Genomic DNA, 24,862 nt, shown 5'->3' on the forward strand with positions numbered 1-24,862 from the left:
GGTCGACGCAGCGGGTGCTGAACCCGGGGCGCGCGGTGTCCGACGGGACCCCGGGGAAGGTCACCGTCACCGCGACGACGTCGTGGGCGGCCGCCTCGGTGACGGCGACGGTCGCCGGCGTGACGCTGCCGATGGTCAGCACCGGGACGGGGTCGTACTCGGCGACGTTCACCGGGCTGCCGGCCGGAGACCACAGCTGGTCGGTGACGGCCGACGGCCTCACCGCGCACGGGTCGAAGGCGACGGTGTTCTGATGCGCGCGCTGATCGCGGGGTTCGGGGCGCTGCTCGCGGGGCTGCTCGTGGTCGGGGGAGTGGTCCTGGACGACGAGCCTCGCCCGGTCGAGGACTCGGGAGGCTCCGGGGAACTGAACCTGGATGCGGTGCCCGAGGAGTTCCGCGCCGCGCTGCTCGACGCCGCTGGACGCTGCCCTGGGGTGTCGGGGCCGCTGCTGGCCGCGCAGATCGAGGTCGAGTCGGGCTGGAACCCGGCGGCGGTGTCCCCGGCCGGGGCGCAGGGGATCGCGCAGTTCATGCCGGGCACCTGGCGGACGTGGGGCCGGGACTACTCCGGCGACGGCGTCGCGGACCCGTTCAACGCGACCGACGCGATCGGGTCGCAGGCGGACTACATGTGCCACCTGCGGGACCTGAGCGACGCGGGCCTGGCGTCCGGGGCGATGTCCGGGGATGCGGTGCAGCTGACCCTCGCGTCGTACAACGCCGGGCCCGGGGCCGTGGCCAAGCACCGCGGCATCCCGCCGTTCACCGAGACCCGCCGGTACGTGGACCGGGTCCTGGCGGCGGTCGCGAAGTACACGCTGACCGGAGACGACGGTCAGTACGAGGGCCAGGGCCCCGGGGTGTCGGCCGATGGGACCTACCGGGTCTCGATGCCCGGGTCCGGGCACCTGGACCCCTCGACGCTCTGCGAGCTGTCGTGGTCGCCGCGGATCCTGCTGCGCTGCGACGCCGCCCAGGCCCTTGAGCGCCTGAACGTGGCGTACACGGACCGGTTCGGGGCGCCGCTGGGGGTCTCTGACGGGTACCGGGACTACGCCTCGCAGGTCGCGATCGCCGCCGCCAAGCCGCACCTGGCGGCCAAGCCCGGCACCTCGAACCACGGGTGGGGCCTGGCGGCCGACCTGATCGGTGTCAGCCCGGAGGGCTCCGAGCGGTACCGGTGGCTGCGCGAGCACGGCCCCACCTACGGCTGGCAGCACCCGTCCTGGGCCCGGATCGGCGGCTCGAAGCCGGAGGCATGGCACTGGGAGTACGTGGGAGTCCGCACATGAAGCACACCAAGACCGCCCTGGCCCTCGCCCTGATCGTGGTGACCACCACGCCGGGGTGCACCTCGCCGGCGCCCGACCCGGCGCCGACCGCGTCAGCGAGCCCGTCACGGACCAGCACGGCTCCGGACCCCCGAGCGACCGCGCCGGCGCCCACCACCGCTGACCCCGCGCCCGAACCGGCGCCGGAGCCGGCAGCGGTGGAGGACCCCTCGGTTGTCGCGGACCGGGTCGCGGGCCTGCTGTGGGCCGCGGACACCCGCACCGACGCATCCCCGGCCGACACCGCCCGCCGGGCCGCGCCCTGGCTGACGCCGACGGCGCTGGAGCAGGTGACCTCCGCACCGGCCATCGACGCCGACTGGCTGGAGCTGGCCGCGCACTCCGGCAGGCGCCTGGCCGCGGTCGACGACGTCGACGAGCTGGTCGGACGCACACCCGACACCACGACCGTCGCGGTCCGCACGCGCGGGGTGCGACTGACCCCGGTCAGCGAGGACGGGTGGACCGGCGAGCAGGCGTACGTCGTCGCGACGTTCCGCCTGACCCGCACACAGGTGAGCGCGCCGTGGCTGGTCGACGACGTCGAGGCGATGTGGGCGCTGGACCCGACCGGGGACGAGTACCGCGAGTAGCGCCGCACGACGGCGGCAGAACACGACGAGCTAGGGGAAGCGCAGATGAACCTGATCTGGCCCGGGTCGGCCTACGAGGCAGACGACGAGGAGGTCACAGCCAAGGTGGCGGCGACCGCGCAGACAGCTGCGCCGCCACCGGCGCCGGCCGAGCCCGCGGAGCAGCCCTCGCCGGCTGGGAAGGAAGCCGGTCCACGCGGCGGGCCGCAGCCCACATCGGCCGGCACGTTGCTGGCCAGCAAGACCCCCGGCGACCCCACCGACTCGACCGCGCAGAGCGAGGGCCCACCGGCGGCTGCGGCCGCAACCGCGCCGCCGGCGCAGGCGGACGTCGCCACCCCGGTGCGCGGCGTGCCGGTCGCGCCGGTTCCGGCGTGGGACCACGTGCTCGCCGGCGACCCGCCACGCACGTCGGTCTCGGCGGACCTGCTGGCGAGCCCGGACCCGGACGCCGCGGCCGCGGCGGCCCCGCTGACCGGGTGGCGGCGCGCGGTGCGCATCGCCAGCCTCGGGATCGTCCGACCTCGTCCCTCGCGCGAGGCCCGCGAGCTGGTCGCGGACACCGCCGCGGTCGGCGTGCAGCTGGCGGGCGCCCGCACGGTCATCGTCGCCAACCCCAAGGGCGGCGGCGGCAAGACACCGACCGTCGTCGGGCTGTCTGCGACGTACGGGTGCGTGCGCGGCGGGCGGGTCCTGGCCTGGGACAACAACGAGACGATGGGCACCCTCGGGGTCCGGACCTTCCCGCAGCGGTACGCCACCACTGCGGTCGACCTGCTGCGCGCCCTCGGCCACCTGGAGGGCACCGGGGTGCGCGCCGGGGACCTGGCCGCGCTCGTCCGGCACCAGGCCTCGGGCCGCTTCGACGTGCTGGTGTCCGACGAGGACCCCGCGCGCATGAGCCAGATCGACGCCGCGGCGTTCGCTCGCCTGCACGACCTGCTCACCGGGGTCTACGAGGTCCTGGTCGTCGACACCGGCAACAACGCCCGCTCCCCGAACTTCCTCGCGGCCGTCGACGTCGCCGACGCCCTGGTCATCCCGCTGTCGCTCAAGCCCGACAGCGTGCTGTCCGCGGGCCGGCTCATCGACCAGCTGCGCGCCTACGGCCGCGGCGACCTGGTCGAGCACGCCGTGACCGTGATCTCCGACAGCGGCGAGTCCGGCCAGGCACCGGCGGACATCGCCCGGTGGTCGGCGTTCTTCGAGGAGACCACCGCGGCGGTCGTGCACGTGCCGTTCGACCCGCACCTGAACGTCGGGGGGCCGATCACGTTCGACCAGCTCGCCCCGGCCACCCGCCGGGCGTACCTGCGCGCCGGTGCCCGTGTGGCTCAGGTGCTGTCCACCCGACCCGGCCAGCGCCCCGGCTGGTCGACGTTCCCCCTGAAGGAGACGAACCGATGAACACCCCCCTGGAGCTCACCGCGGCTGTGGCCTCCCGCCTGCCGGCCGACATCCCCAACCCCTTGGACAACGTGACCCCGGACCTGAACGTGTTCGGGGTCAAGTTCACTGGCGCCGTGCAGCTCGCACTGGGCGGGCTGTGGGCGGTCGTGCTGTTCTACACGGTCGCCGCGGTGATCATCGGCCTGGCGAAGTGGGCGTGGGCGAAGAAGGTCTCCCACAACCGTGAGGCGCTGGCCGAGGGCGCGAACGAGTTCAAGCAGGCCCTGGTCGTCTTCGCGATCGCCGCGATGCTCTCGCTGATCATCGGTGCGGTCCTGATCTTCGCGCAGCAGGCGAACGGCTGATGCGCGGCGGCAAGGTGCTGCTCGGCACCGGCATCGCGCTCGGACTGGTCGGCCTCGGACTGCTGGGCGGCCGGCTCGTCGATGGCGGCTCCGACGAGCCGCCGCCCGCTGGCCCGGGCGGCGTCACCCAAGAGGCACCCACGGCCGAGGTCGACGCCGACGGTCGGTACCTGGTCGCCTACGGCTCGGGCGGGTCCGACCGGTCCTCGACCGGCGTGCCGGTGGGGTTCGACCCGGACTGCGGCAGCGCGATCGCAGCGGCGGCGTCCTACGCGGTGGCGGTCATCACCCCGCTGGTCGACCCGACCGGCTGGGACAGCGAGTCCTACACCGGGATGCTCGAGGAGCTGTCCGCCGGCCTGCACGCCACGGCCGGCGAGCACTCCACCGAGCACCTCCTGGAGGTGCTGGCCACCGCGCCGGCGGTCGCCAGCGCGGTGCCCGACACCCGCATGTACCCGACGGACTCGCTGTTCCGGGTGCGCTCGTGCGTGGAGGGGACGTCTGCCGGGGTGGATCTGGCACTGGTGACCGGCGGGACCGCCGCGGGCACCCCGTTCGGTGGGGTGATGCCGGTGGCCGTGGACCTGGCGTGGCACGGCGAGGACTGGCGGCTGGTCACCCTCGACCCCTTCGCCCAGTGGGACACCTGGCAGACGATGACCACCGCCCCGGGCGAGGGGTGGACCCCGCCGGTGGACGCGCGGGGGCGTGCGGCGATCGCGGCCGCCGGCGGCGCGGGGTGGACGGAGTTCACCGATGCCGGCGCGTAGCCCTCGTAGTCGCGCTCGGGCCGCGTGGGTCGCGGTCCTCGCGGTCCTGGTCTGGGTCACCGGCGTCGGGGCTGCTGCAGCCGCCCCGACACCGGCAACCGCCCCGGTGAGCATCACGACGACCTCGCAGACCGCTGGCATCGGTGAGCAGCTGGTGTGCGGGATCCTCGGCACGATCAACCCGATCAACGGGATGGTGTGCGGCGTCGGGCAGGACATCGTCGGCGGCGTCCTGCAGAACCAGGACGGCGGGGACGGCGAGAAGTCGTCGGCGGGCGGGTCGTCGCTGGTGTGCACCGTCGCCCCGATCGTGAGCCCGGTGCTCGGCCTGGTGTGCCCGGTCCTGGTCGACGGGGTCGAGCAGGTCGCGAAGGTCGCGGGCCTGGTCCTGAACCCCGAGCGCGCCTACCAGCACTTCGCGAACGACCTCAAGGAGGACGCGATCACCTGGTTCACCAGGTCGATCTCGTACGTCGTCGACGAGACCACCTTCGACGCCGGCGCCCAGTGGTGGCGGGAGGCCTACGCCGCGACGGCCGGGATCGGCATGGCGGTCATGGTCGTGATGATCCTGACGACGCTGCGGCGTGCCGCCGTCGGCAAGATCGGGCCGGCGAAGGCATCGGAGGTCATCACCCAGTACGTCCCGGTCGCGGTGCTGATGATGATGTTCGGCCCGCCGGTCGGCTACGTCCTGGGCCGGATCACCGGGGGCATGAACGCCGGGATCCTGAAGTGGATGGGCCCGGACGTGGTCGACATGTTGACCAACGGCGCCGTGTTCACCCAGATGACGGCCGCCTCGGGGTTCGGCATGGGCATCGGCATCCTGATGTTCCTGGTGCTGCTGCTGGCCTCGCTCGGGGTGTTCGGGACGTGGCTGACGCAGTCCCTGTCGACCCACGTGATCGGCGCGGTGGGCGGGGTGGCCTGGGGGATGAGCGTGGACCCGCAGTGGCGGCCCAAGGCGCTGCGGGTGGTGTGGCTGTTCGTCGGCCTGCTGTTCGCCAAGCCGGCCGGGCTGCTGGTCATCGGGATCATCGCGAAGTACCTGGGGAACATGGACCCCAAGGGGGGCCTGGACGACCCGACGCAGCTGCTCGTGCAGGGGCTGACGTTCATCATCGCTCTGGTCATGATCGCCTTCTCACCGTGGGCGGTGATGAAGTTCTTCCCGCTGCTGCCAGACGGCAGCGAGTCGGTGAACTCCTCCGGCCCGACGGTGGCGACCTCCGTCGCCGGCGGCATGGGGTCGATCGCCACCACGATGCTGATGCTGCACGCCCGCGGCTCCGGGGGCGGCGGCGGCGGTGGTGGTGGTTCGGGCGGCGGCTCGAGCGGTGATGCCCCCAGGTCGGCCAAGAGCGGCGGCGGCGGCGCGACCAAGCCCAAGTCCGGCGGGCAGGAGCAGAACCCGGGCACGGGCAAGCAGCCCGACAAGAGCGGCTCGGGCGCTGGCTCCAAGAGCGGCGCCCGCTCGGGCGCGACCGGAGGCGGCCGCGGGAGCAGGGCGTCGAGGAACGGCGGCACCGGGGCGGGCGCCGAGCGCGACGGCGCGCCGCCGGACCCGGCGACGTCGACGAGCCCCGCCGCGAAGGGCGCTGGGGGCCTGGGGTCGAAGCACGCGGGTGCTGCGCGGGCCGGCGGTGGTTCGGCGAGCGGGGCCGGCGCGACGGGCGGCAAGGCGGCTTCGGCGGCGGGAGGTGCTGCGACGGGCGGGGCGTTGCTGGCGGCCCAGCTCGCCGCTGCCGGCGTGACGGCGGTAGCGAGCAAGGCCAAGGAGGCGTCGGCTGCTGCCGCGCCGCAGACCGGAGGTGGTGAGCAGTGAGCACGCCCGACCTGATCGACCGGCGGGTGCACCTGGGCGGTGCGACCCGTTCGCGCGGGATCCTGGGCGGCACTCGGTCCGGGTTCCAGTGGACCGGGATGATCGGGTGCCTGGTGGTGTCGCTGATGCCCCTGGTCGGGGGAACCCTCAGCCTGTCCACCGTTCTGGTCGCGGTGGCGGGCGCCGCGGTGTCGGTCGGGGCGTGGACGCCGTGGCCGGGGATGCAGGAGCGGTCGGCGGTGCTGTGGGCGCTGTGGTGGCTGCGGTTCTGGGTTCGGCGGCGGCGTGCGATGTCGGTGTTCGCCCTGGCGCGCGACGGCAAGTCCGCACCACCGAGCCCGCTCGCCCCGCTCAAGGCCCGCGAGGCCCCCTCCGGGTTGTCGGTCGTGCGGCATCACAGCCCGGGCCGGCGGGCGTTCCAGACCGTTGCGTGGGAGATGGTCGGCGCCCGCGCGGGGTTCGACAACGACTACATGCTCGGCGCCGACCAGGAACGGTTCGGCAAGCTCGCCGCCGCGTGCGTGACCGCCGAGCCGCGGGTCGTCGGGCTGCAGCAGGTGTCGCGGGTGGGGTCCTACGATATGGCCGACCACGTGCACTGGATCGCCGGGAAGATCCCGCCGGGCACGAACCAGCGGCTCATCGACTCCTACGTCAACCTCCTGGACATCGGGGGCGAGCAGTCCGACCAGACCCGCACCTGGCTCGTGGCGCGCGTCCGTGACGCCGGCCTCGTCGACGTCGCCGACGACCTGGACGACGACGATGACGACCTCGACGCCGACGAGCGGGTGCTGCGGTCGGTCGAGCAGATCGCGGAGTCCGTGAGCCAGCTCGCGGCCATGCAGGGCATCCAGCTGCGGGCGCTGACAGGTCCGCGCCTCGCCGCGGTGATCCGCGGGCTGCAAGACCCCGATCACCCGCTGGATCAGACCGCAGGCATGGCCTGGGACTCCGCGTGGGCGCCGTGGGAGACCTGGCACCCCCGGCACATGGTGGTCCACGGCTCCGATCGTCGATGGTGGACACGCACCGCGGTGATCCCCGCCGACGCGGTGGCACCCGGGGCACTGCCGGCGGACTTCTTGTGGCCTCTGATCGGGTCGATGACCCCGACGCTGGTCCGCACGGTCAGCACGCACGTCGAGCTGATCCCGGCGGACAGGGCCCGGTCCAAGGCCCGCGACGACGTCACGGCCGACGGCACCGCCGCGATGGAAGCGGTGACCAGCTCGGTCGACGACGGCGGCGCCGGCCGCCAGCTGTCGCTGTCCGAGCAGCACCTGGTCGACCTGGCCGCCGGCAGCGGTCACCACGGTGCCGCTTGGGTCGCGACCATCACGATCCAGGCGCCGTCGCTGCGGGACCTGGCGCGCGCGAGCAAGCAGCTGGCCACCGCGGCCGAGGAAGCCGCGATCACCCGGCTGGACTTCGTCGACGGATGGCACGACGGGGCGTTCTGCACCACGCTCCCGCTCGCGCACGGGATGGGTAGGACCCGATGAGCACCCCGACCACGACCCACGAGCCGGTGGCGTCCAGCACCGCCGCACCCGAGACGGCGACTCCTGCCACACCCGGAGCCGGTCCCAGCGACAAGGACCGGCAGCGGCGGGACAAGGCCCGCGCGCGCCGGCTGCACAAGCACCTTCGCCGGGCGCGGGTACGACCGCGGATCGCGCTGCTGAACCGGTGGGGCTGGTACGAGCTGCTGCTGACGGCCGCGTTCTCCACCACCCGGCAGATCGGAGCGCTGCACCTGGGCACGAGCGCCGCACCGACCTCTCACCGCGGGCTGTTCGCCGGCCGGGACTGGCACCACCGGTGGGCGGTGTTCCTCGACGTGTTCACCCTCTACCTCGACGGAGGGCTGAAGAACCCGAACATCGTCGTCGTCGGTGACATCGGCGCCGGCAAGTCCTCCTTCATCAAGACCCTGCTGGTGATCCGCGCACTCCTGCTCGGGCGTCGGGTCGTCATCGTGGACAAGAAGTCCCAACGTCGCGCGGACGGCACCGTGGAGGGCGAGTACGCACTGCTCGCCCGCGAGCTCGGCGTCACCCCGATCCGGTTCGCCACCGGCGGCGGAGCCGGCGGGTCCCGGATCAACCCGCTGGACCCGGCGATCGGGGCCGGGCAGGTATCCCGGTACGAGCTGCTGCGCGCGATCCTGGCCGAGGCACTGGGCCGGCCGATCCGCCCGCTCGAGGGGCGGGCGCTGCGGATCGCCGTCGACGTCGCGATCGCTGACGCCGAGGCGGGTGGTCAGGTCGCCACGATCCGTGAGGTCATCGCTCAGCTCGCCGACCCGGGACCGAGCGCCCAGGGGCGGCTCTCGCAGTACGAGTCGCTGGAGGACCTCGCTGGGTGGGGCCGGGAGGCGGCCGCCGAGCTGTCCCGGATGGTCGAGGAGGACCTGGCCGGGCTGGTCGACGGGCCGACGTCCCCGGACATCAACCTGACCGCGGGGCTGACGGTGTTCGACATCTCGGCGCTGCCCGAGGACGGGCCCGCGGTCCCGATCGTCATGGCCATCGTGAATACCTGGCTGCGCGGCACGCTGGCGGCGCAGGCCGACACGGTGCCCACGGTGTTCGTGGTCGACGAGGCCGGGCTGGTCATGGAGGGCAGCTTCGCGAAGGTCACCCGCCGCAACCAGAAGGTCGCCCGCGGCGAGGCACTGAGCAACGTCAGCGGCATGCAGCACGTCTCGGACACCCAGGGCGACCCGTACGCCCTGGCCACGTTGCGCGAGGCCGGCACCGTCGTGGTCTACCGGCAGGAGAAGCCCGACGAGGCCCGCGCCTGTGTGCAGACCTTCGGACTGCCCGCGCAGTGCGTCTCGCTGATCCAGACGTTGCCCGACGGGGCGGCGCTGGTCCGTGTCGGTGGCGGCAAGCCGTTCGTGCTGAACCACGTGCGTTCGGACTGGGAGGTGTCGGTGGCGAACACCGATGACGCGATGACCTCCGAGGCGACCATCGCCCTGCACGACGCAGGAGAGGCGGCATGAGCGCCCCGGCACCGACGCGACCGCCGACGTCGGGGTCGACCGCGGCGTTCGTCGCGATCATGTCGGTGATGGCCGCGGTGGCGCTGTCGGTGCTGCTGCTGCACGCGACGATCGCGCTGACCGCGCACGCCAACGGTCACCCCGCGCCCCCGCTCGCGAGCACAGCCCGAGCCGTGGTCGCCCGACCCGGCGACCCCGTCAGCGCCCTGGGCGAGCCGATCGGGCCGACCTGGCCGCCGTACGCGCTGTGGGGCGTCGCGCTCGGGCTGCTCCTCCTCGCAGGGTGGCGGGTGCTGCTCGCCTGGGGCCGGCGCCGGTACCGGGAGGCGCCGACCAGCGCGAGTCTCGCGGCGGCGGCCGACGTCGCGCCGCTGCAGGAGCAGCAGGCCGTCGCGACCGCGCGGCGCATCGGCGGGGACGCGGTGGCGAACATGTCATCGCAGGACCTGGTCGTGCCGCTCGGACGTGTCGGGTCCAAGCGCATCTACCTGCAGCACGAGCTCAGCCTCCTGGGCATCGCACCTTCGCGATCGGGCAAGACCTCGAACTGCGTCATCGGGTGGGTCCTGGACGCCCCGGGCCCGGTCATCGCGACGTCGACGAAGAGCGATGTGCCGTACCTGACGATCCTGGCGCGCCGGCGCCTGGGCGACGTGTACGTCCTCGACCTCCGCGACATCACCGGGTGGCCCGAGAAGGTGTCCTGGGACCTGGTCGGCGGCTGCGAGGACCCTTCCGAGGCGGTCGCCCGCGCCACCGCGATGGCCGGCGCTGCGCCCTCGGGCGGCACGACGAACGGCGACTGGTTCAACGCACTGGCGGCACGCGTGCTCGGGTACCTGCTGCACGCCGCAGCGCTCAAGCCCGGCGGCACCGCCCGCGACGTCCTGGCCTGGGCCAGCGACCTGGACAACCCCGAACCGGTGGACGCCCTGCGCCAGCTCGGCGTCCCGCGCCCGACCGAGGACCGCCCGGACACCTCCTCTTGGGCGGACCTGCTGGCCTCGCAGACCAGGAACGAGTCGGAGCAGACGGTCGGGTCCATGCAGATCACCCTCCTGGGCGTCCTGGAACCCCTGTCGGACCCCGCCGTCATGACCGCCGTGTGCCCGCAGCCCGGGACCACTCCGTTCGACGTGAACCACTTCCTGACGACCCGCTCGACGCTGTACCTGCTGTCCAAGGGTGGCCGCAAGAGCGTGGCCCCGGTCATCACCGCGTTCGCCGACATGATCCTGCGCACGGCCGACGAGATGTCCCAGAGGCTGCCCGGCGGCCGGTTCTGGCCTCCGGTCTCCCTCGTGGGCGACGAGATCGCGAACATCGCCCCGCTGCCCGACCTGGATCAGCTGATTTCGGACTCCGGCGGGCGCGGCATCTCGGTACGGATGATCGCCCAGACCAAGGCTCAGCTGGTCAAGCGGTGGGGCCGTGAGCAGACCGAGGCCATCTTCGCCGGCGTCAACGCGCTCCTGGCGCTCCCGTCGATCACCGAGCCGGACGTCCTCCGTCACCTGTCGTTCCTCACCGGACAGCACCGCGTCGCCCGGTTCTCGGTGACCGAGAGCGACGGCCGCACCAGCGCCACGACTTCTGGTGAACGCGAGAACCGGATGGCCGAGGACGAGATCCACAACATGCCGATGGGCACCGCCCTGCTCATCGCGGGGAACATGCCCGCGGTCCACCTGCGACTGACGCCGTGGCAAGAGCGGCCCGACGCCGACCAGCTCCGCCAGGACAGCCTCGAGGTCGAACGGCTCACCGGAAGGCGGATGGAGCAGTGAGCGAGCACCTGCCGGGCGGCGCGTACGTCACCCAGGACGACCTGGTCGCCGCGCTGCGCACCGTCGGTGCCGAGCACGACGACCTGAGCAGGCAGCACACCGACCTCGCGGGGGCGGTGCGGGATCTCGCCGGCGTGGTGACCAAGATCGCCGGACGCGTCACCGACCTGACCGACCACGACGTCGAGAACGGCCGCGCCCGCTGGCGGTGGCGCACCCTTCCGCCAGGACCAGCGCGCGAGGGCCTGTGGCACCAGGTCGCTGCCTTCGTGGGCTGGTACAACGCCCGCTACGGGCACGCGGCGCAGTCGGTCGCGATCTGGCCGTGCTGGCCGGAGCATCCGGCCGCCGTCGAAGAGCTCACCGCGCTGATGGTCGCCCACGACGCCGCCTACGCCGGCGAGGACCCCACAGACGCGATCATCGCCTGGCACGACCGGTGGCTGTGGCCCGCCATCGACCGGCTGCACGCCCGCCCGGGCGGGTTCCGCAATTGCACCGCCACCACCCACGACTTGCGGCACACCCTCGACGTACCCGCCGCGACCGCCGAAGCCCTCGCGGTTGCGATCGCCGCCGACGCGCAGACAGCCACTCCGGCACCCGGACCGGCGACCGACGCGCTGGAGGGGCCGCCCCTGGGCGAACCTCCAGCTGAGGAGGACCGGTGAGGATCACGGTCTACTCCAAGCCCGACTGCGTGCAGTGCGACGCGACCTACCGCGCCCTGGACAAGGCCAGCCTGCAGTACGAGATCGTCGACATCACCACCGACGACGTCGCCCGCGACTACGTCATGGGCCTCGGGCACCTGCAGTCGCCCGTCGTCGTCGCCGACGGCCAGCACTGGTCCGGGTACCGCCCGGACCAGATCACCGCCCTGGCCGCGCGCCGGACACCGGGGCCGGCATGAAGCCGGGTATCGCGGTCGACCACCTGCTCACCGCCGCCCTGTGGTCCCGGTCCGACGCCGAGCGGATCCGCGCGGCGCTGCCGGCGTGGTGGGCAGCGGCCGCCGGCGGCCTGCGCCCGGCCCTGGCAGCACTGATCCACGACCACGACACGCACCAGGCAGCCGACGTCGACGGCCACGAGCGCGCGGCCGCGATCCTCGCGTGGATCCTGCGCCGAGCCGGCGAGGTCACCGAGGCCGCCGAGCAGCACCAGCGGTGGAGGGAGACCGGGCGCAACGGTCCCGAGCCGGCGCACTGGTCCCGCGACATGGCCCTGGCGATGCACGGCCCCGCGCGCGGGCTTCCGGACCCGCGCCTGCTCACCCTGGCCGCCAGGGTGGCGCCGCTCGCCGTCGAGCTCGCCGCACCCGACCGGCACACCACCCACTCCCTGGCCTACCTGATCGCGACCGCCCGCACCGACCCGCCCACGAGAGGACGACCCATGCTGCTGACCACCACCGTGACCTTCGAGGGCAACCTAGCCGCCGACCCCGAACGCCGTACCTCAGCCGAGACGCAACGCCCCTACGCCGACCTCGTCGTGCTCGTGAACGAGCCCGGCGAGCAGGTCGACGAGGACGGCAAGTCCACCAGGCCCGAACCCACCCGCCATCGCGTGCGCGTCCCCGGCCCGGCCGCGGAGCACGCCGCCGCGTGCCTGCAGTGCGGCGATCGGGTCGTGGTCACCGGCAGGGTCGTCACCGACAGCTGGACCGACCCTGAGACGCAGCGCAAGCGCACCGCGCCCCGGGTCATCGCCGACGCCATCGGGGTGTCCCTGCGGTTCACCCCGGTGCTCGTCCAGCGGACCACCCGATGACCGCGCCCACCACGGTCCGCGGACGCCTCACTTCCGCCGGGCGGTGGATCAACGCCTCGATGACCAGGTGGCTGGACCGGCCGGTATGGCCGACGGGCCTGCGCCGGCGAGATCTGATCGTTCACCGTTCGCGCACGATCGGGCTGAGCGCCGTCGGCGCGATGGCGACGTACACCGTTTGGTCAGCGATCGGGCCGGCCACGGTGGCCTACGGTCGCGACCTCGTCAGCGCGCTGATGGTCGCGGGCCCGCGGGCGCAGGACCGGGCGATCGCGATCGTGATCGGTGTGTGGCTGCTCGCTTGGTGGATCGCCCGAGCGGTCAGGTCGGCGTCCTCGCGGCGGCTGGCCGCACGGATCAGCCCACAACCCCCGATCGTCACCGTCGGGGCCGCGCAAGCGCGCGGTGTGAGCGCAGTGGACGAGCGGGTCGCCCGGCACGAGGCGGCGCACGCGGTGGTCGCTCATGCGATGGGAGCGACGCTCCTGATGGTGCGCGCGGTGCCGAACGACGAGAGCGCCGGCCGGTGCAGCTGGTCGGCCAAGAGCGAGAAGTGCGCCTCCGACGAGGCGTGGCGCGAGCTGTGCTCCGCGGTCGCCGGCGCGGTCGAGGTCACCGAGGGCGCTCACGCCTGGCCGGGTTCGCGAGACGACTGGGGCCAGGCAGCGGCGGCAGCCATGTTCATCGCGTCGAGCGGTCAACGGCCAGTCGGCTTCGCGGGACCGCTGAGCGTCGATCGCCTGCTCGAGGCGGCGCGCGGGCACGCGGCCGCACTGCTCGCAGCGAACGCTCCCGCGCTGGACGAGCTCACCGCGGCGCTGGTGGCGCGCGGGACGTTGGACGGCGAGGACGCGGTCGCGATCCTGACGGACGTGAAGCCGGCCGAGACGGGGCGGTGAGGGGCGTGCTGGCCAGCTGCGACGTCAGCGCGGCCGCGGTGGTGTCGGCGGTCCGGCGGCACTTCGGCGCCGAGCGCGATGGCCTCGGTCCGGAGTGGGCCGCGCTCGAGGAGTTCACCGGCAGCCCCGGCGGGTGGGGCATGTCCCGCCGGGCCGACCTGTTCCTGGTGCGGGCGTGGTCCGGCGCCCCCCGCGGCCACGAGCGGGTGCTCGTGGAGGTGAAGGTCTCGCGCGCGGACCTGACGCACGAGCTCGCCTCCCCGGACAAGCTCGCGGCCTTCGCCCGGTACGCGCACCGGGTCTACTTCGCGACGCCGGCAGGGCTGGTGCGTGACGAGGACCTGGGCGCGGGGGTGGGGCTCATCGAGGTCACCGCCGGCCGTGCACAGGTTCGAGTGAAAGCGGCGCGGCGGTCCGACGTCGAGCCACCTCCGACGGGGTTCATGGTCGAAGCCTTCCGGCGCGCGAGTCGAGCCGAGGCGCGCATCCGCCAGGCCGACAACGCCGACGCGCCCGCGCGGGTCGCACAGCTCGAGCGAGAGCTGGCGGTGGCGCGGCGCGCGGTCGAGACCTCGCGGGCCGCCGCGGACCGAGACCGTCAACGGCTCAGTCGGTGGATCAAGGCCGTGGCCTACGCCGGCGGCGTGGCCTGCGTGTGCGGGGCTGCGATGCGACCCCCACTCGACCTCCGCCGGCACAACCTCCGGCACGCCGACGGTTCGCCGTGCCCCCAGGCGACCTACGGCGACGCCGCGGAGCCGGACATGCTCGCCCTCGCGCGGCGGTTCGCCGCCCTCGGCACCACGCAGAACGCCGAGGCCGCCACATGACGCTGCCCGCGCCCGCGTACGACCCGGCCGAGCTGTTCGCCGACGCAGCGGCCCTCGCCGAGCGGGTCCCGGCCTGGGGGTGGGGCCTCCTGGCGCTGGTCGTCCTCGCTCGGGGCCGCCGCGCACGTTGGCGGCGCCGGGACCCGCAACGATGGTTCGACGCCTACCAGCGGGCCGCCGGTCGCGCGCGGGCCGGCGGGCGCTGCGAGTACACCGCCGCGTGGTCCTGGCAGCGCTGCCCGGCTGCGTCGGAGCAGGCCGACCACTTCCGACCGTGGGCACGCGGAGGAGCGACCGAACCGGAGAACCTGGTCGCCGCATGCGTCCGGCACAACCAGTCCAAGGGCGGCCGGATGCCCACGCTGCTGACCACCGCGGTGATCACCTGGCGCCGCCGTCGCTACTTCCCGGCCGGCGTCCCTCGCCGACCCGGCGCCTGGTACCGAGGGTCGCGGCGTTGAAGGCTCACATCGGGGCATCCCCGTCTCGTTCGAGCGACTGCTTACAGACGACATTCAAGTCGACGATGGCGTCGCGCAAGGGCTGGACGACGGACTCGGGCGGATCCTCGTCCGGAGCGCCGCCCTCGACGTTGCCCCAGAAGTGGTAGCCGTTCCACGCGCTCACGTACGCGCCCCAGGCCGCCTCGACGTCGCCGTCAGCCAGCAGCCGCATGCGGACAGTGATCTCGTCCATCGGGGCTAGGGACAGCGGGGCGCCAGGCGGCTCGGGCGACAGGTTGAACTGCTGCTCGCCGTTGAACGCCCAGACGGCGTTGAGCCTCCGATCCTGGTCGATGGCGTGTCCCAGAGCGTCGGCGTACGTGGCCAGACGATCCTGGCGGACCCGCTCCGCTCGCTCTCGTCGATGATTCTGAGCCGCTAGCCGCTCAGCGTGTCTCCGCGCCTGGGCAGCAGTGAAGACGGTCGCAGCAAGGCCAGCGAGAGCTACCAGGACGGTGGCGACCAACTCCGGAGTCATGAGCCCAAAGTGCCACACGCCCCCACAGCCCGAAGATCCTGCACGGGAGCGAGCAGCCGCTCCAAGGCTCCGTCCGAAACCGACCGTTTTCGGACGCCGGCGGCCGCCGCGCGACATGTGACTTTCTCCGGTGAGTGGCGGCGGTCTTCAGCCGCTCAGGGGCACGGTTAGTTGACTCCGATGACGAGGGTGCTGGCGGCGGCTTCGACGACGTCGTTGGTGATGGTCTGCAGCTCGTTGATCTTCAGGACGCGTTCGATCTGGGGGAAGAGTCGCTCCAGGAGGCGGAAGTTGCCGCGGGTGATGCGGCTGATCGCGGCGATGGTCTGGGCGTCGGTGAAGTCGTCGGGGTTGAGGGTCTTGCCCAGGGAGCGCCAGTGGCGTTGGAGGACGAAGAGCATCTCGTCGGTGCTCAGGGGCCGGTACTGGTGGGCGAAGCCGACGCGGCTGTAGAACTGGGGGTAGTGGCTGAACTGCTTCTCCAGCCCGGGCATGCCGATGAGGATCAGGGCGATCTGGTCGCGGTCGTAGCGGTCCCGTAGGAGCTCGAGCGCGGTGGGGCTCAGGCGTTCGGACTCGTCGACGATGACGAGCTGGACGTAGTTGGTGGTGCGCCGGGTGCCCCACCGGTCCAAGGGGATGCGGTCGGGGGCTTCGACGTGCTGCTGGATGCAGATGCTGGTGCGCGTGATGATCCGGTCCAGGTCCTCGCGCAGCAGCCGCGGGGTGGTCAGGACCCCGGGGGTGTACAGGGCGGTGCGGTTCTTGGCCAGCGCGGCGTAGATCTTGGCGTCGTCATCGCAGCGCGGGCCCCAGTCGGTGAGCAGCTCGTGGGCTTGGTCCCAGTGGGCGTAGCGGCGTGCGGAGACGGTCTTGCCGACCCCGGCCGGCCCGAAGCACAGCCCGATGGTGCGCCCGCGCCGGACGGAGTCGGCGAACTCGGTGAAGCGGCGGTGCTCCTTGGTGACGATGAAGCGTTCGCTCACCTGAGGTCCTCCTTGTAGACCTTGAGCCGCGCCACGGTCGGCACGCGCGGCGGCACGGGCCTGGCAGGGGCGTCGGGGGTGTGGGCGGCGACGACGGCGATCCGCTCGTTGATGCCTCGGCGCAGGGCGCGGCGACGGGCGTTGCGGGCGGCCTGGACGTCCTTGAGGCTGATCTGCTTGGCGTGGTGTTCCTGAGCGACGGCGGTGCACAGGAACTGGTCGTGGTCGAAGACGCGGATCTCGGTGATGTCTCTGGGGTCGTAGCGGATGACCACGGGGCGGCCGACGAAGCCGGCGAGGGTCGGTGAGACGTAGCGCATGCCTTGGAAGTGGATGCCGTCGCGGCGCACCGTCCTGGATCGGGCCACGGTCAGCAGCAGCCCGTCCAGCGCCTGGAGGCTGTCGGGAAGGCGTGGCAGCCAGCCGTCGGCGATCCACGCCGACCGCGGCGAGACGCCGAGCTCGCCGTGGGCGCGGTCGCTGTAGTCCAGGACGAACGCCCCGACGGCGGCGTCGAGGTCAGCCAAGGACAGGGCTGGCGCGGGCCAGCGCTCCGCGCCGCTGTGGAGGTGTCCGGGCAGGGTGGTGAGCAGCTCGGTGTTGACCGTGCCGAAGAAGCGCTCGACCTTGCCTCGCCCTTGGGGTCGCGCGACGGCGGAGTGGATCAGGCGGATGTGCAGGTCGACGGCGGTGCGGGCCAGGTGGTCGCTGGTGAAGTCCGACCCGTGGTCGACGTACAACAGGTCGGGGATGCCGCACATCGGCCACCGGGGGTCGGCCTTGGGCCAGATCGCCTGCCGTAGCGCCAGGGCGGTGTGCATCGTTGACGGCGCACCGAAGAAGACCGTGTAGCCGCAGATCGCGCGGGAGCAGTCGTCCATCACGACGGTCAGCCACGGCCGGGCCGGCTTGCCGTCCGTGCCGACGAGCACGATGTCCAGCAAGGTGTGGTCGGCCTGCCACATCGCGTTGGGGCGGTCGGCCGTCCGCCGCAACGCGAGCTCGTACTTGTCCCGGTAGGAGCCTGCTCCCTCGAGGGCGAGGGTGACCATGCCGGGGTCCAGGGCGGTGATGATCGACCGGACGACGCCGTAGGACGGGACCGGCCACGCGGTGCCGGCGCAGACCTTCACCACCGTCCGGTGGATCGCGGCGATCGGTGGGCGGGGCCGGGTCAGCCCGAGCCCTTCGATTAGCGCGATGAGGTCCGCCGGCAGGTGATGCCCGCCCGCGTCCGCCCGCGGCACTCGGCCCAGGGCCGACAGGCCGCCGGCGCGGTAGCGGGCATGCCAGCGTTCCAGCGTGCGCACTCCCAGGCCGTGGTGACGGGCCAGCGCGGCGAGCGGGACCTGGTCCTCGACATGCAGCCGCAGGATCCGCCACCGCCCGTCCGCGTCCACGGCCGGCCTACACGGCGCTCGTGGCTCGTCGTGACGGGGCCGCCGCGGCGGGCGCGCGGTTCAGGGCCCGGTAGATGGTGGTGCGGGAGACGCCGAGCACCTGCCCGATCTGGGCGACGGTCATGTCCTTCTGCTCATACATCCGTCGGGCCGCCCGGACCTGGTCCGCGGACAACGCCGACGGCCGCCCACCGCTGCGGCCCCGAGCACGAGCGGCCGCCAGGCCGGCGTTGGTGCGCTCTCGGATCAGGTCGCGCTCGAACTCGGCCAGTGCCGCGAAGACGTGAAACACCAACCGTCCGCCTGGGGAGGTGGTGTCGATGGTCTCCTGCAACGACCGGAACCCCACGCCGCGGTCGGCCAGGACCTGCAGCTGGTCGATCAGGTGGCGGATCGACCGGCCGAGCCGGTCCAGCCGCCACACCACCAGGGTGTCCCCCGGGCGCAGCTGGTCCAGCAGCTTGTCCAGCTCCGGCCGGTGCTGCAGCGACCCGGAGCCGGTGTCGACGAACACCCGGTAGCACCCGGCCTTGGTCAGCGCATCGACCTGCAGCGACGCGTCCTGATCGGTTGTCGACACGCGCGCGTACCCCAGGAGATGCCCCACGCGTCGACCGTAGCGAAACCCGTCCGACACGGGAAGTATCGCGCCGTAGTTTTCGGCACGCAGTTCCGCTACATCAGGCGCCTCGTCGACGACGCGCGCCGCCCGGCCCTCCGGCGCGTGTAGCGGAATCGTTCGTTTGCGGCACAGGCTGCCGGTTCAGTCAGTGCTGTATAGTTCAGCACATGCTGAGCATTGCTACTCGCCTGGACGTGATGAACCGGTTGGGCCGGGCAATGGCCGACCCAACACGGTCACGGCTCCTGATGGCGTTGTTGGAGCGGCCCGCCTATCCGGCAGAGCTGGCACGCGACCTCGGGCTGACGCGCTCGAACGTGTCGAACCATCTGGCTTGCCTGCGCGACTGCGGCATCGTGGTCGCCGAGCCCGAGGGCCGCCAGACACGTTACGAGATCGCCGACCCGCACCTGGCACGGGCGCTCAACGCACTGGTCGAGGTCACCCTCGCCGTGAATGAGAACGCTCCCTGCATCGATCCTGCCTGCCCTGTTCCCGGGTGCGCCAACGCGGAGCCTGACGCGTGATCGTTTCCTCGGTCCTGCAGGCGATCGGCCTGTTCGTTGCCACCAACATCGACGACATCATCGTGCTCTCGCTGTTCTTCGCCCGGGGCGCAGGGCAACGCGGGACGACGGCCCGGATCACCGCAGGCCAGTACCTCGGGTTCGCCGGCATCCTGGGCACCGCCGTGCTCGTGTCACTGGGCGCGGGAGCATTCCTTCCTGAAGAAGCCATCCCCTACTTCGGGCTCATCCCCCTGGCCCTAGGCCTGTGGGCCGCATGGCGGGCCTGGCGCGGGAGCGACGACGATGACGATGACGCCAAGGTTGAGGGCAAGAACGTCGGCGTCTTGACCGTCGCCGCGGTCACCTTCGCCAACGGAGGAGACAACATCGGCGTCTACGTCCCGGTCTTCCTCAACGTGGGACCTGTAGCCGTGGTCGCCTACTGTGTCGTCTTCCTCCTGCTCGTCGCGATCCTCGTCATGCTGGCCAAGTTCATCGCCACGCGCCGACCGATCGCCGAAGTCCTCGAACGCTGGGAACACGTGCTGTTCCCGATCGTTCTGATCGGCCTGGGCATCGTCATCCTCGTCAGCGGCGGAGCCTTCGGCCTCTGACGCCCTGCCCCGGCCCATGACGCATCTCGGTTGAGAGACTGCACGCACGGAGCGAAGAGCTCCGAGGAGAGGCATGGTGGATAGCCGCGCCGGCGTTGCCATCGCGTGGCCGCGCTGGCAGATCTCGCGGTAGACCCGCGATCACCCCCTGGTTGTCGGCGCCAGCTGACCCGACCGCCACAGAACACCGACAAGGCCCCGCCACCTGAACGCCAAGACCACACGGTCTCCGCACGAACTGCGGGCTCCCCGCCTGTTCCACTTCCAAGGAAGTGGGACACGGGCCGCGCGGAACCGGTCAGCCGCTGCCGTTCACGCGCAGCAGCTCGTTGGCATGTCGCTGCGGAAGAGGCCGGCGCAGATGCGCAACGCCTCGCTCATGGTCAGGTAGGGCGCCCAGGTGTCGGCGAGGTCGTCGACGGTGAGCCCGAACTTGATCGCGTAGGTCGCGGCGAGCATCACGTCGCCGGCGCCGTCGAGGGCGGCGTGGACCCCGAGGATCTTGCGGGTGTGGGCGTCGACGACGACCTTGAGCGTGCCGCGGGTGTCGCGGTTGGCGAGCGATCGGGGGATGTCCTGGGCATCCAAGACCCGGGAGTCGCACTCGTGCCCGGCGGCCAGTGCCTGCTGCTCGGTCAGGCCCGCGGAGGCGAGCTGGGGGGTCGTGAACGTCACCGACGGCAGGCCGCGGTAGTCGACGGTGGTGGGCCGGCCAAGGGCTCCGGCAGCTGCAGCGTGACCGGTCTGTGCAGCGACGTAGACGTACTGCGGGGCGCCGGAGACGTCACCGGCGGCGAAGATCCGCGGGTTGCTCGTGCGCTGGTGCGCATCCACCGTGATGAACCGTCGGTCGTCGGTGTGCACCCCGGCGTCGTCCAGCCCGAGGTCGTCGGTGTTCGCGTGCCTCCCGGTGGCCACCAGCAGACGCTGACCGGTCAGCTGCGCGCCGCGCTCGGTCCGGACCAGCACGGCGCCGTCGGCGGTGCGCTCGAGCGCCACCGCGCGTTCCTCCACGACGGTGATGCCGTCGTCGGCGAACACGGTCCGCAGCACGTCCGCGACCTCTGGCTCGGCGTGAGGCGCGAGCCGGCCGACGAGCGTGACCGCGACACCGAGCTGGGACCAGAGCTGGGCCTGCTCGAGCCCGACGTACCCACCGCCGAGCACCACCATCGAGGAGGGGATGTCCTGCAGCTCCATCGCGGTGGTGCTCGTCAGCGGGTCGATCGTGTCCATGCCTGGCAGGGCCGGGATGTGAGCGGCCGAGCCTGTCGCGACGATGTATGCCGCGCCGGCGACTCGCTCACCGTCGACCTCGAGCGTCTGCTCGTCGACGAATCGCGCGTGGCCGTACATGACCGGGAAGCCGTGCGCCTCGGCCACGTCGGTGTACTTCGCCTGACGGAGCCGGTCGATCAGCTCCTGCTTCTGCGCCATCAGAGCCGCCAGGTCGACGCCCCCCGCGCCGGTCGGGAGGCCGGGGAACGGGTTGACGAGCGCCCGGTGACGGCGCCCCGCGGCCGCGAGCAGGTTCTTGCTCGGGATGCACCCCACGTTCAAGCACGTTCCACCCAGCACCCCGTGCTCGACCAGCAAGACCGACTTCCCGCGCGACCGGGCCTCAATCCCCGCGGCCATCGCCGCCCCTCCGCTACCGATGACGACCAGGTCCCACGTCTCTTCCATGCCCATCGACGGACCGTAAACGTTCCACCGCACGGCAAGGTCAAGACGTAGCCTTGAGACCATGAGGATCGGGGAGCTGGCCGAGCAGGCGGGTATGACGACGAAGACCTTGAGGTTCTACGAGCAGGCGCAGGTGCTGCCGCAGCCGGCCCGGACCGCGTCGGGCTACCGCGACTACGACGAGACATCGCTCGCGCGGCTCCGCTTCGTCCGAGCCGCCCAGGGTGCCGGCTTGAGCCTCGCCGAGATCCGCACCATCATCACGGTCCGCGAAGACCAAGGGCCGCCCTGCGGACACGTCACCGCGCTGCTCGACCGACACGCCGCTGCCCTGGACGAGCGCATCGCAGAGCTCGAGGCGACGCGCGAGGAGGTCCGCCGGCTCCGGGACCGCGCAGCCACCCTGAACCCCGCGGCCTGCTCCGAGGACGGCGTCTGCCACGTCATCCCCACCCACTGACAGGCGGCCGCGGGCTTAGAGTCGGTGCTGGCGCGGAGGGCGCCACCGGGCCCGCGGACAGGACTGAGTCCACCTCCACAGCACCACGACGAACCACTCCCGTCGACGATCTCCTCTGCCTGGCAGCGCGGGCCGCCAGCTCCTAAGGAGACGTCATGCCCCTTCTGCCAGCGCGCGCCGACCTCGAGCAGCTCCGGCGCCAGGCCAAGGACCTTCTACGGACGGCCGAACGCGGTGACCCAGCTGCCGTCGCCCGGATCCGCTCCGTATCCGAGCAGCTCGCCCTGAGCTCAGCGCAACTCTCCGTGGCCCGCGAGTATCGGGTTCCCCCACTGGGCCAAGCTCAAGCTCGAGGTCCAGCGACGCGCCATCCTGGACAGCGGCGACGCCGCCCGGCTGGTCGACCTGCTCGCCGCGCACCCCGAGCTGGCCGTCCAGAGGATGTCCGGGTGGTGTGACCACCTGCACGGAGCCAGCCCCCTGGGCTACGTGGCGATGATGCGCTTCGACACCACGCGCGACACCTGGCGAGACGTCCCCGGCACCGCTGCTCTCGCCCGCGCGCTCCTCGACGCCGGCGCTCCGGTCGAAGGCGATCCCCTGGACGCCGAGACGCCCTTGATGACCGCCGCCAGCTACGGCGACGCGGAGGTCGCGCGGGTCCTCGTCGAGGCTGGAGCGGACCTGGACGCGACCGCGTCGCCCACCGCCGGTGGCGTCCCAGGAGGGACCGCCCTCCGACACGCTGTCGTCTTCGGCATGACCGACGTCGTGGACGTCCTACTCGCCGCCGGAGCGCAGGACCTGGTTCAGGCTGCGGCTGCTGGTGACGTCACCGGCGCCCTGAGCTCCGAGACCTGTGAAGAGGATCGCGTCGCGGCCCTGCGGACTGCCGCGGCACACGGCCGGCTGAACGTGATCGATCAGCTCATCGCAGCGTCCACGCCCGTAGATGGGGTCGACCGGGACGGATCCACCGCCCTGCACGAGGCCGCCTTCTCCGGCCGAGCCGACAGCGTTACCCGCCTGCTCCATCACGGCGCAGACCCCACGCGCCGCGACACGAGATTTGGCAGCACGCCCCTGGAGTGGTGCCAGCACCAGCGCGCCGAGATCGGGCCCGGGAAGGGACACGACGAGGTCGAGGATGTCCTGCGACCCATCACTCCCGGCGCCACCTGACTGTCCCGCCACGCTGCGGCGGCAGAACCCCGCCATTTAGCGCCGAAAGTCACACGACACGCCAGGGGAGTGGTGTCCAGAACCCGTGTCCGAAACCGAGGTGTCCGCAACGTCGTCGTCGACGAGTTCCGTACGCTCCGAGCCCATGGGACAGCTGCTGGGGTACGCGAGGGTGTCGACGGATCTGCAGGACCCGGCGCTGCAGCACGACGCGCTCGAGCGTGCGGGCGTCGACCGGGTCTGGACCGATCACGCGAGCGGCACGGTCGCGGACCGTCCGCAGCTCGCCGCGGTGCTCGACTACGCGCGCGCCGGCGACGTCCTGGTCGTGTGGCGGCTAGACCGCCTGGGGCGGTCAGTGCAGCACCTGGTGGCCACCGTCACCGACCTCGGAGCCCGCGGCGTCGAGCTGCGGTCGCTGAACGAGGGGATCGACACCACCACGCCAGCCGGACGGCTGACGTTCCACGTGTTCGCGGCGATGGCCGAGTTCGAGGCCATGGTCGCCGGAACCCGGCTCCGCGAGCGAAGACAAACTGCGCATCCTCAGCTCGTGGATAGCTACGCCTGCGTCCCGCTCCCACTCCGCGTCAGATGCGGGATCCAGCGAAGCGCCCCCACACTCGGCCACCTAAAGAGTCGGTCAAGCGCGCTGGCCAGAGAGATGCGCCGACTACAAAGCGGACATAACCTACATTAACGGCGTTGCCTCGACCACTCGCTGCGCCACCTGCGGAAGCCGTCAGCGCGAGCCCGCGATCACGCGGTCAGCCGCGTGACGGACCGACAGCATCCGCACCGACCACCAGAGGGCGGCGACGAGCAACAGCAGCAGAGCGACAGCAGCGATCCACCGCACACCGGGCACCATGGCGCCTACCCACGGGGCCGGCAGCACCGTGGAGTGATCGCCCTCGACCAGCAGCGCGGAGTCATCGCCCGGGAGTAGGAACGTCGCGCCAAGAGCGATGCCGAGCCCGGCGGCGAGCACGAGACTCGCGAACCGCTTCCTCCGGTACTCGTCCCGCCGAAGCTCCGCCATTGCGCGCACCGTCTCCGCCAGCGCGCGAGCCTCTTCCTCAGCTCGCGAGGCCGCGGCACGCCGCCTCATCACCGCTCCCCGCCCTCAGCGTCGCGGTCCCCGAGCGACCACCTGAGGTCGGGCCAGGCGGCCACTACATGTGGGGCCAGGTCCACGACCTCGGGCACCCGGTCCCAGGCGTCGCGGCGCCCGCCGGCGTGCTGGACGGCGGCCGCCAGCAGAGTCAGCCAGTTCGGGTCGACCGAGACCAGGTCGCCGATCTTCACCTCCGGGGCGCCGACGACGTCCGACAGCGACGCGGCGAACATGAGCACGCGGCGCTCACCGGACGACAGCGACCCGACGTGCTCGGGGATCTCCGCGAAGTCGATCCAGATGTCATCGGGCGCCGTCCCTCCGGACGGCTCGCGCCGGACCCAGGGGTTGCCGGGCCGGGCGAAACCGGTGCGGATCAGGAGTTCGGTCGCCGCCTCCGTCGGGTAGATGCCGCGCGCCCAGGCCCGCAGCCTCGTGTGGAGCTCGTCCATGCGTTCCTCCGTGGTGGTCTTGACCGGGATGACTAGTGGCTGGCCTTGCGGCGGTGGTTCCGCACGCTCTCCGGGGTCCCCGGGTAACCGCAGCCTGGCGCCGGGCAGCGTTCCCAGGCGCCCGACGCCACGGCGGCCGCGGTGACCGACTCCCGGCCGGGACCGAATCCGTGCTCGAGCAGAAGCTGTGCGACCTCGCCGCCGTACTTCGCCGCAAGCAGGGCACCCTCGGCGACCTTGTCGTGGCCTCTGGCGAAGAAGGCGCGG

General features: G+C 72.3%; 28 protein-coding genes. 21 read left to right on the forward strand and 7 right to left on the reverse strand.

The features are described from left to right. The 16 genes from MHY85_RS01350 to MHY85_RS01425 form a co-directional block, all read left to right on the forward strand. On the forward strand, nt 1-254 hold a 254-nt coding region (locus MHY85_RS01350; protein ID WP_239192325.1), incomplete at its 5' end, for a hypothetical protein. After that, nucleotides 254-1,294: a transglycosylase SLT domain-containing protein gene (locus MHY85_RS01355; RefSeq protein WP_218708152.1), complete on the forward strand. Its 1,041-nt coding sequence runs from the start codon at nt 254-256 to the stop codon at nt 1,292-1,294. The genes MHY85_RS01350 and MHY85_RS01355, both read left to right, overlap by 1 nt. Then, complete coding sequence (locus MHY85_RS01360) at nt 1,291-1,926, forward strand: hypothetical protein (RefSeq protein WP_218708151.1); 636 nt, start codon at nt 1,291-1,293, stop codon at nt 1,924-1,926. The genes MHY85_RS01355 and MHY85_RS01360 overlap by 4 nt, the downstream gene beginning before the upstream one ends. A 45-nt stretch (nt 1,927-1,971) precedes the next feature. Further along, nucleotides 1,972-3,333 carry a chromosome partitioning protein gene (locus MHY85_RS01365; RefSeq protein WP_239192328.1) on the forward strand — a complete coding sequence of 454 codons (1,362 nt, stop codon included), beginning with the start codon at nt 1,972-1,974 and terminating at the stop codon, nt 3,331-3,333. Then, a complete protein-coding gene (locus MHY85_RS01370; RefSeq protein ID WP_218708149.1) occupies nt 3,330-3,680 on the forward strand; it encodes a hypothetical protein in 351 nt (116 codons plus the stop codon). The genes MHY85_RS01365 and MHY85_RS01370 overlap by 4 nt, the downstream gene beginning before the upstream one ends. After that, complete coding sequence (locus MHY85_RS01375) at nt 3,680-4,453, forward strand: hypothetical protein (protein ID WP_218708148.1); 774 nt, start codon at nt 3,680-3,682, stop codon at nt 4,451-4,453. Before MHY85_RS01370 ends, MHY85_RS01375 begins: the two co-directional genes overlap by 1 nt. Before the next feature lie 106 nt (nt 4,454-4,559). Next, nucleotides 4,560-6,281, forward strand: a complete 1,722-nt coding sequence (locus MHY85_RS01380) for a hypothetical protein (RefSeq protein ID WP_218708146.1) — start codon at nt 4,560-4,562, stop codon at nt 6,279-6,281. Then, complete coding sequence (locus tag MHY85_RS01385; protein WP_218708144.1) at nt 6,278-7,786, forward strand: hypothetical protein; 1,509 nt, start codon at nt 6,278-6,280, stop codon at nt 7,784-7,786. The genes MHY85_RS01380 and MHY85_RS01385 overlap by 4 nt, the downstream gene beginning before the upstream one ends. After that, the gene (locus MHY85_RS01390; RefSeq protein ID WP_218708142.1) at nt 7,783-9,294 is read left to right on the forward strand and encodes an ATP-binding protein; all 1,512 of its coding nucleotides are present in this window, start codon (nt 7,783-7,785) and stop codon (nt 9,292-9,294) included. Before MHY85_RS01385 ends, MHY85_RS01390 begins: the two co-directional genes overlap by 4 nt. After that, nucleotides 9,291-11,081, forward strand: coding sequence for a type IV secretory system conjugative DNA transfer family protein (locus MHY85_RS01395; RefSeq protein ID WP_218708140.1), 1,791 nt, complete (start codon nt 9,291-9,293; stop codon nt 11,079-11,081). Before MHY85_RS01390 ends, MHY85_RS01395 begins: the two co-directional genes overlap by 4 nt. After that, a complete protein-coding gene (locus MHY85_RS21710) occupies nt 11,078-11,752 on the forward strand; it encodes a DUF4913 domain-containing protein (protein WP_218708138.1) in 675 nt (224 codons plus the stop codon). Before MHY85_RS01395 ends, MHY85_RS21710 begins: the two co-directional genes overlap by 4 nt. Further along, nucleotides 11,749-11,994 (forward strand): glutaredoxin-like protein NrdH, encoded by a 246-nt coding sequence (nrdH, locus tag MHY85_RS01405; protein WP_218708136.1) that lies wholly within the window; start codon nt 11,749-11,751, stop codon nt 11,992-11,994. Before MHY85_RS21710 ends, nrdH begins: the two co-directional genes overlap by 4 nt. Beyond that, nucleotides 11,991-12,857, forward strand: coding sequence for a single-stranded DNA-binding protein (locus tag MHY85_RS01410; RefSeq protein WP_218708135.1), 867 nt, complete (start codon nt 11,991-11,993; stop codon nt 12,855-12,857). Before nrdH ends, MHY85_RS01410 begins: the two co-directional genes overlap by 4 nt. Next, complete coding sequence (locus tag MHY85_RS01415; RefSeq protein WP_218708134.1) at nt 12,854-13,756, forward strand: hypothetical protein; 903 nt, start codon at nt 12,854-12,856, stop codon at nt 13,754-13,756. Before MHY85_RS01410 ends, MHY85_RS01415 begins: the two co-directional genes overlap by 4 nt. Further along, nucleotides 13,753-14,586, forward strand: a complete 834-nt coding sequence (locus MHY85_RS01420; protein WP_239192331.1) for a hypothetical protein — start codon at nt 13,753-13,755, stop codon at nt 14,584-14,586. Before MHY85_RS01415 ends, MHY85_RS01420 begins: the two co-directional genes overlap by 4 nt. Next, on the forward strand, nt 14,583-15,047 hold the full coding sequence (locus MHY85_RS01425) for an HNH endonuclease (protein ID WP_239192342.1): 465 nt from the start codon (nt 14,583-14,585) through the stop codon (nt 15,045-15,047). The genes MHY85_RS01420 and MHY85_RS01425 overlap by 4 nt, the downstream gene beginning before the upstream one ends. A gap of 4 nt (nt 15,048-15,051) precedes the next feature. Here the strand turns inward: MHY85_RS01425 and MHY85_RS01430 are convergent, their stop codons facing one another. The 4 genes from MHY85_RS01430 to MHY85_RS01445 all read right to left on the reverse strand — a co-directional run bounded on the left by MHY85_RS01430 (nt 15,052) and on the right by MHY85_RS01445 (nt 18,560). Beyond that, complete coding sequence (locus MHY85_RS01430; protein WP_218708131.1) at nt 15,052-15,555, reverse strand: hypothetical protein; 504 nt, start codon at nt 15,553-15,555, stop codon at nt 15,052-15,054. A gap of 179 nt (nt 15,556-15,734) precedes the next feature. Next, nucleotides 15,735-16,553, reverse strand: a complete 819-nt coding sequence (locus MHY85_RS01435; protein ID WP_147794725.1) for an AAA family ATPase — start codon at nt 16,551-16,553, stop codon at nt 15,735-15,737. After that, complete coding sequence (locus MHY85_RS01440; protein WP_147794726.1) at nt 16,550-17,953, reverse strand: Mu transposase C-terminal domain-containing protein; 1,404 nt, start codon at nt 17,951-17,953, stop codon at nt 16,550-16,552. The genes MHY85_RS01435 and MHY85_RS01440 overlap by 4 nt, the downstream gene beginning before the upstream one ends. 7 nt (nt 17,954-17,960) lie before the next feature. Then, nucleotides 17,961-18,560, reverse strand: a complete 600-nt coding sequence (locus tag MHY85_RS01445; RefSeq protein WP_147794727.1) for a recombinase family protein — start codon at nt 18,558-18,560, stop codon at nt 17,961-17,963. 182 nt (nt 18,561-18,742) lie between these two features. On the opposite strand from MHY85_RS01445, the gene MHY85_RS01450 reads away from it, so the two are divergent. Both MHY85_RS01450 and MHY85_RS01455 read left to right on the forward strand, forming a co-directional pair. Next, nucleotides 18,743-19,102 (forward strand): helix-turn-helix transcriptional regulator, encoded by a 360-nt coding sequence (locus MHY85_RS01450; RefSeq protein WP_090034559.1) that lies wholly within the window; start codon nt 18,743-18,745, stop codon nt 19,100-19,102. Continuing rightward, nucleotides 19,099-19,698 (forward strand): cadmium resistance transporter, encoded by a 600-nt coding sequence (locus tag MHY85_RS01455; RefSeq protein ID WP_013115601.1) that lies wholly within the window; start codon nt 19,099-19,101, stop codon nt 19,696-19,698. Before MHY85_RS01450 ends, MHY85_RS01455 begins: the two co-directional genes overlap by 4 nt. A gap of 312 nt (nt 19,699-20,010) precedes the next feature. Here MHY85_RS01455 and merA read toward each other — a convergent pair whose 3' ends face one another. Further along, on the reverse strand, nt 20,011-21,390 hold the full coding sequence (gene merA / locus MHY85_RS01460; RefSeq protein ID WP_094180443.1) for a mercury(II) reductase: 1,380 nt from the start codon (nt 21,388-21,390) through the stop codon (nt 20,011-20,013). A 55-nt stretch (nt 21,391-21,445) separates the two neighbouring features. Here merA and MHY85_RS01465 point away from each other — a divergent pair, with 55 nt between their 5' ends. From MHY85_RS01465 to MHY85_RS01475, 3 genes are all read left to right on the forward strand, one after another. After that, the gene (locus MHY85_RS01465; protein WP_166771975.1) at nt 21,446-21,844 is read left to right on the forward strand and encodes a heavy metal-responsive transcriptional regulator; all 399 of its coding nucleotides are present in this window, start codon (nt 21,446-21,448) and stop codon (nt 21,842-21,844) included. 495 nt (nt 21,845-22,339) lie between these two features. After that, nucleotides 22,340-23,026 (forward strand): ankyrin repeat domain-containing protein, encoded by a 687-nt coding sequence (locus MHY85_RS01470; RefSeq protein WP_239192388.1) that lies wholly within the window; start codon nt 22,340-22,342, stop codon nt 23,024-23,026. A gap of 145 nt (nt 23,027-23,171) precedes the next feature. After that, nucleotides 23,172-23,726: a recombinase family protein gene (locus MHY85_RS01475; protein WP_218708661.1), complete on the forward strand. Its 555-nt coding sequence runs from the start codon at nt 23,172-23,174 to the stop codon at nt 23,724-23,726. A gap of 42 nt (nt 23,727-23,768) precedes the next feature. On the opposite strand, the gene MHY85_RS01480 is transcribed toward MHY85_RS01475, so the two are convergent. Further along, nucleotides 23,769-24,068: a hypothetical protein gene (locus MHY85_RS01480; RefSeq protein ID WP_218708662.1), complete on the reverse strand. Its 300-nt coding sequence runs from the start codon at nt 24,066-24,068 to the stop codon at nt 23,769-23,771. A 68-nt stretch (nt 24,069-24,136) separates the two neighbouring features. Further along, nucleotides 24,137-24,595 carry a hypothetical protein gene (locus tag MHY85_RS01485; RefSeq protein ID WP_218708663.1) on the reverse strand — a complete coding sequence of 153 codons (459 nt, stop codon included), beginning with the start codon at nt 24,593-24,595 and terminating at the stop codon, nt 24,137-24,139. Nucleotides 24,596-24,862 lie beyond the last annotated feature (267 nt).

The organism is Cellulomonas sp. ACRRI, from assembly GCF_022346185.1.
Classification (GTDB): domain Bacteria; phylum Actinomycetota; class Actinomycetes; order Actinomycetales; family Cellulomonadaceae; genus Cellulomonas.

Coding starts and splice junctions, on each gene's coding strand:
- MHY85_RS01390 (WP_218708142.1), top strand. CDS start 7,783: ATGAGCACCCCGACCACGACCCACGAGCCGGTGGCGTCCAGCACCGCC.
- MHY85_RS01470 (WP_239192388.1), top strand. CDS start 22,340: ATGATGCGCTTCGACACCACGCGCGACACCTGGCGAGACGTCCCCGGC.
- MHY85_RS01480 (WP_218708662.1), bottom strand. CDS start 24,068: ATGGCGGAGCTTCGGCGGGACGAGTACCGGAGGAAGCGGTTCGCGAGT.
- MHY85_RS01360 (WP_218708151.1), top strand. CDS start 1,291: ATGAAGCACACCAAGACCGCCCTGGCCCTCGCCCTGATCGTGGTGACC.
- MHY85_RS01485 (WP_218708663.1), bottom strand. CDS start 24,595: ATGGACGAGCTCCACACGAGGCTGCGGGCCTGGGCGCGCGGCATCTAC.
- merA (WP_094180443.1), bottom strand. CDS start 21,390: ATGGGCATGGAAGAGACGTGGGACCTGGTCGTCATCGGTAGCGGAGGG.
- MHY85_RS01475 (WP_218708661.1), top strand. CDS start 23,172: ATGGGACAGCTGCTGGGGTACGCGAGGGTGTCGACGGATCTGCAGGAC.
- MHY85_RS01465 (WP_166771975.1), top strand. CDS start 21,446: ATGAGGATCGGGGAGCTGGCCGAGCAGGCGGGTATGACGACGAAGACC.
- MHY85_RS01395 (WP_218708140.1), top strand. CDS start 9,291: ATGAGCGCCCCGGCACCGACGCGACCGCCGACGTCGGGGTCGACCGCG.
- MHY85_RS01370 (WP_218708149.1), top strand. CDS start 3,330: ATGAACACCCCCCTGGAGCTCACCGCGGCTGTGGCCTCCCGCCTGCCG.
- MHY85_RS01450 (WP_090034559.1), top strand. CDS start 18,743: ATGCTGAGCATTGCTACTCGCCTGGACGTGATGAACCGGTTGGGCCGG.
- MHY85_RS01355 (WP_218708152.1), top strand. CDS start 254: ATGCGCGCGCTGATCGCGGGGTTCGGGGCGCTGCTCGCGGGGCTGCTC.
- MHY85_RS01415 (WP_218708134.1), top strand. CDS start 12,854: ATGACCGCGCCCACCACGGTCCGCGGACGCCTCACTTCCGCCGGGCGG.
- MHY85_RS01365 (WP_239192328.1), top strand. CDS start 1,972: ATGAACCTGATCTGGCCCGGGTCGGCCTACGAGGCAGACGACGAGGAG.
- MHY85_RS01425 (WP_239192342.1), top strand. CDS start 14,583: ATGACGCTGCCCGCGCCCGCGTACGACCCGGCCGAGCTGTTCGCCGAC.
- MHY85_RS01375 (WP_218708148.1), top strand. CDS start 3,680: ATGCGCGGCGGCAAGGTGCTGCTCGGCACCGGCATCGCGCTCGGACTG.
- MHY85_RS01410 (WP_218708135.1), top strand. CDS start 11,991: ATGAAGCCGGGTATCGCGGTCGACCACCTGCTCACCGCCGCCCTGTGG.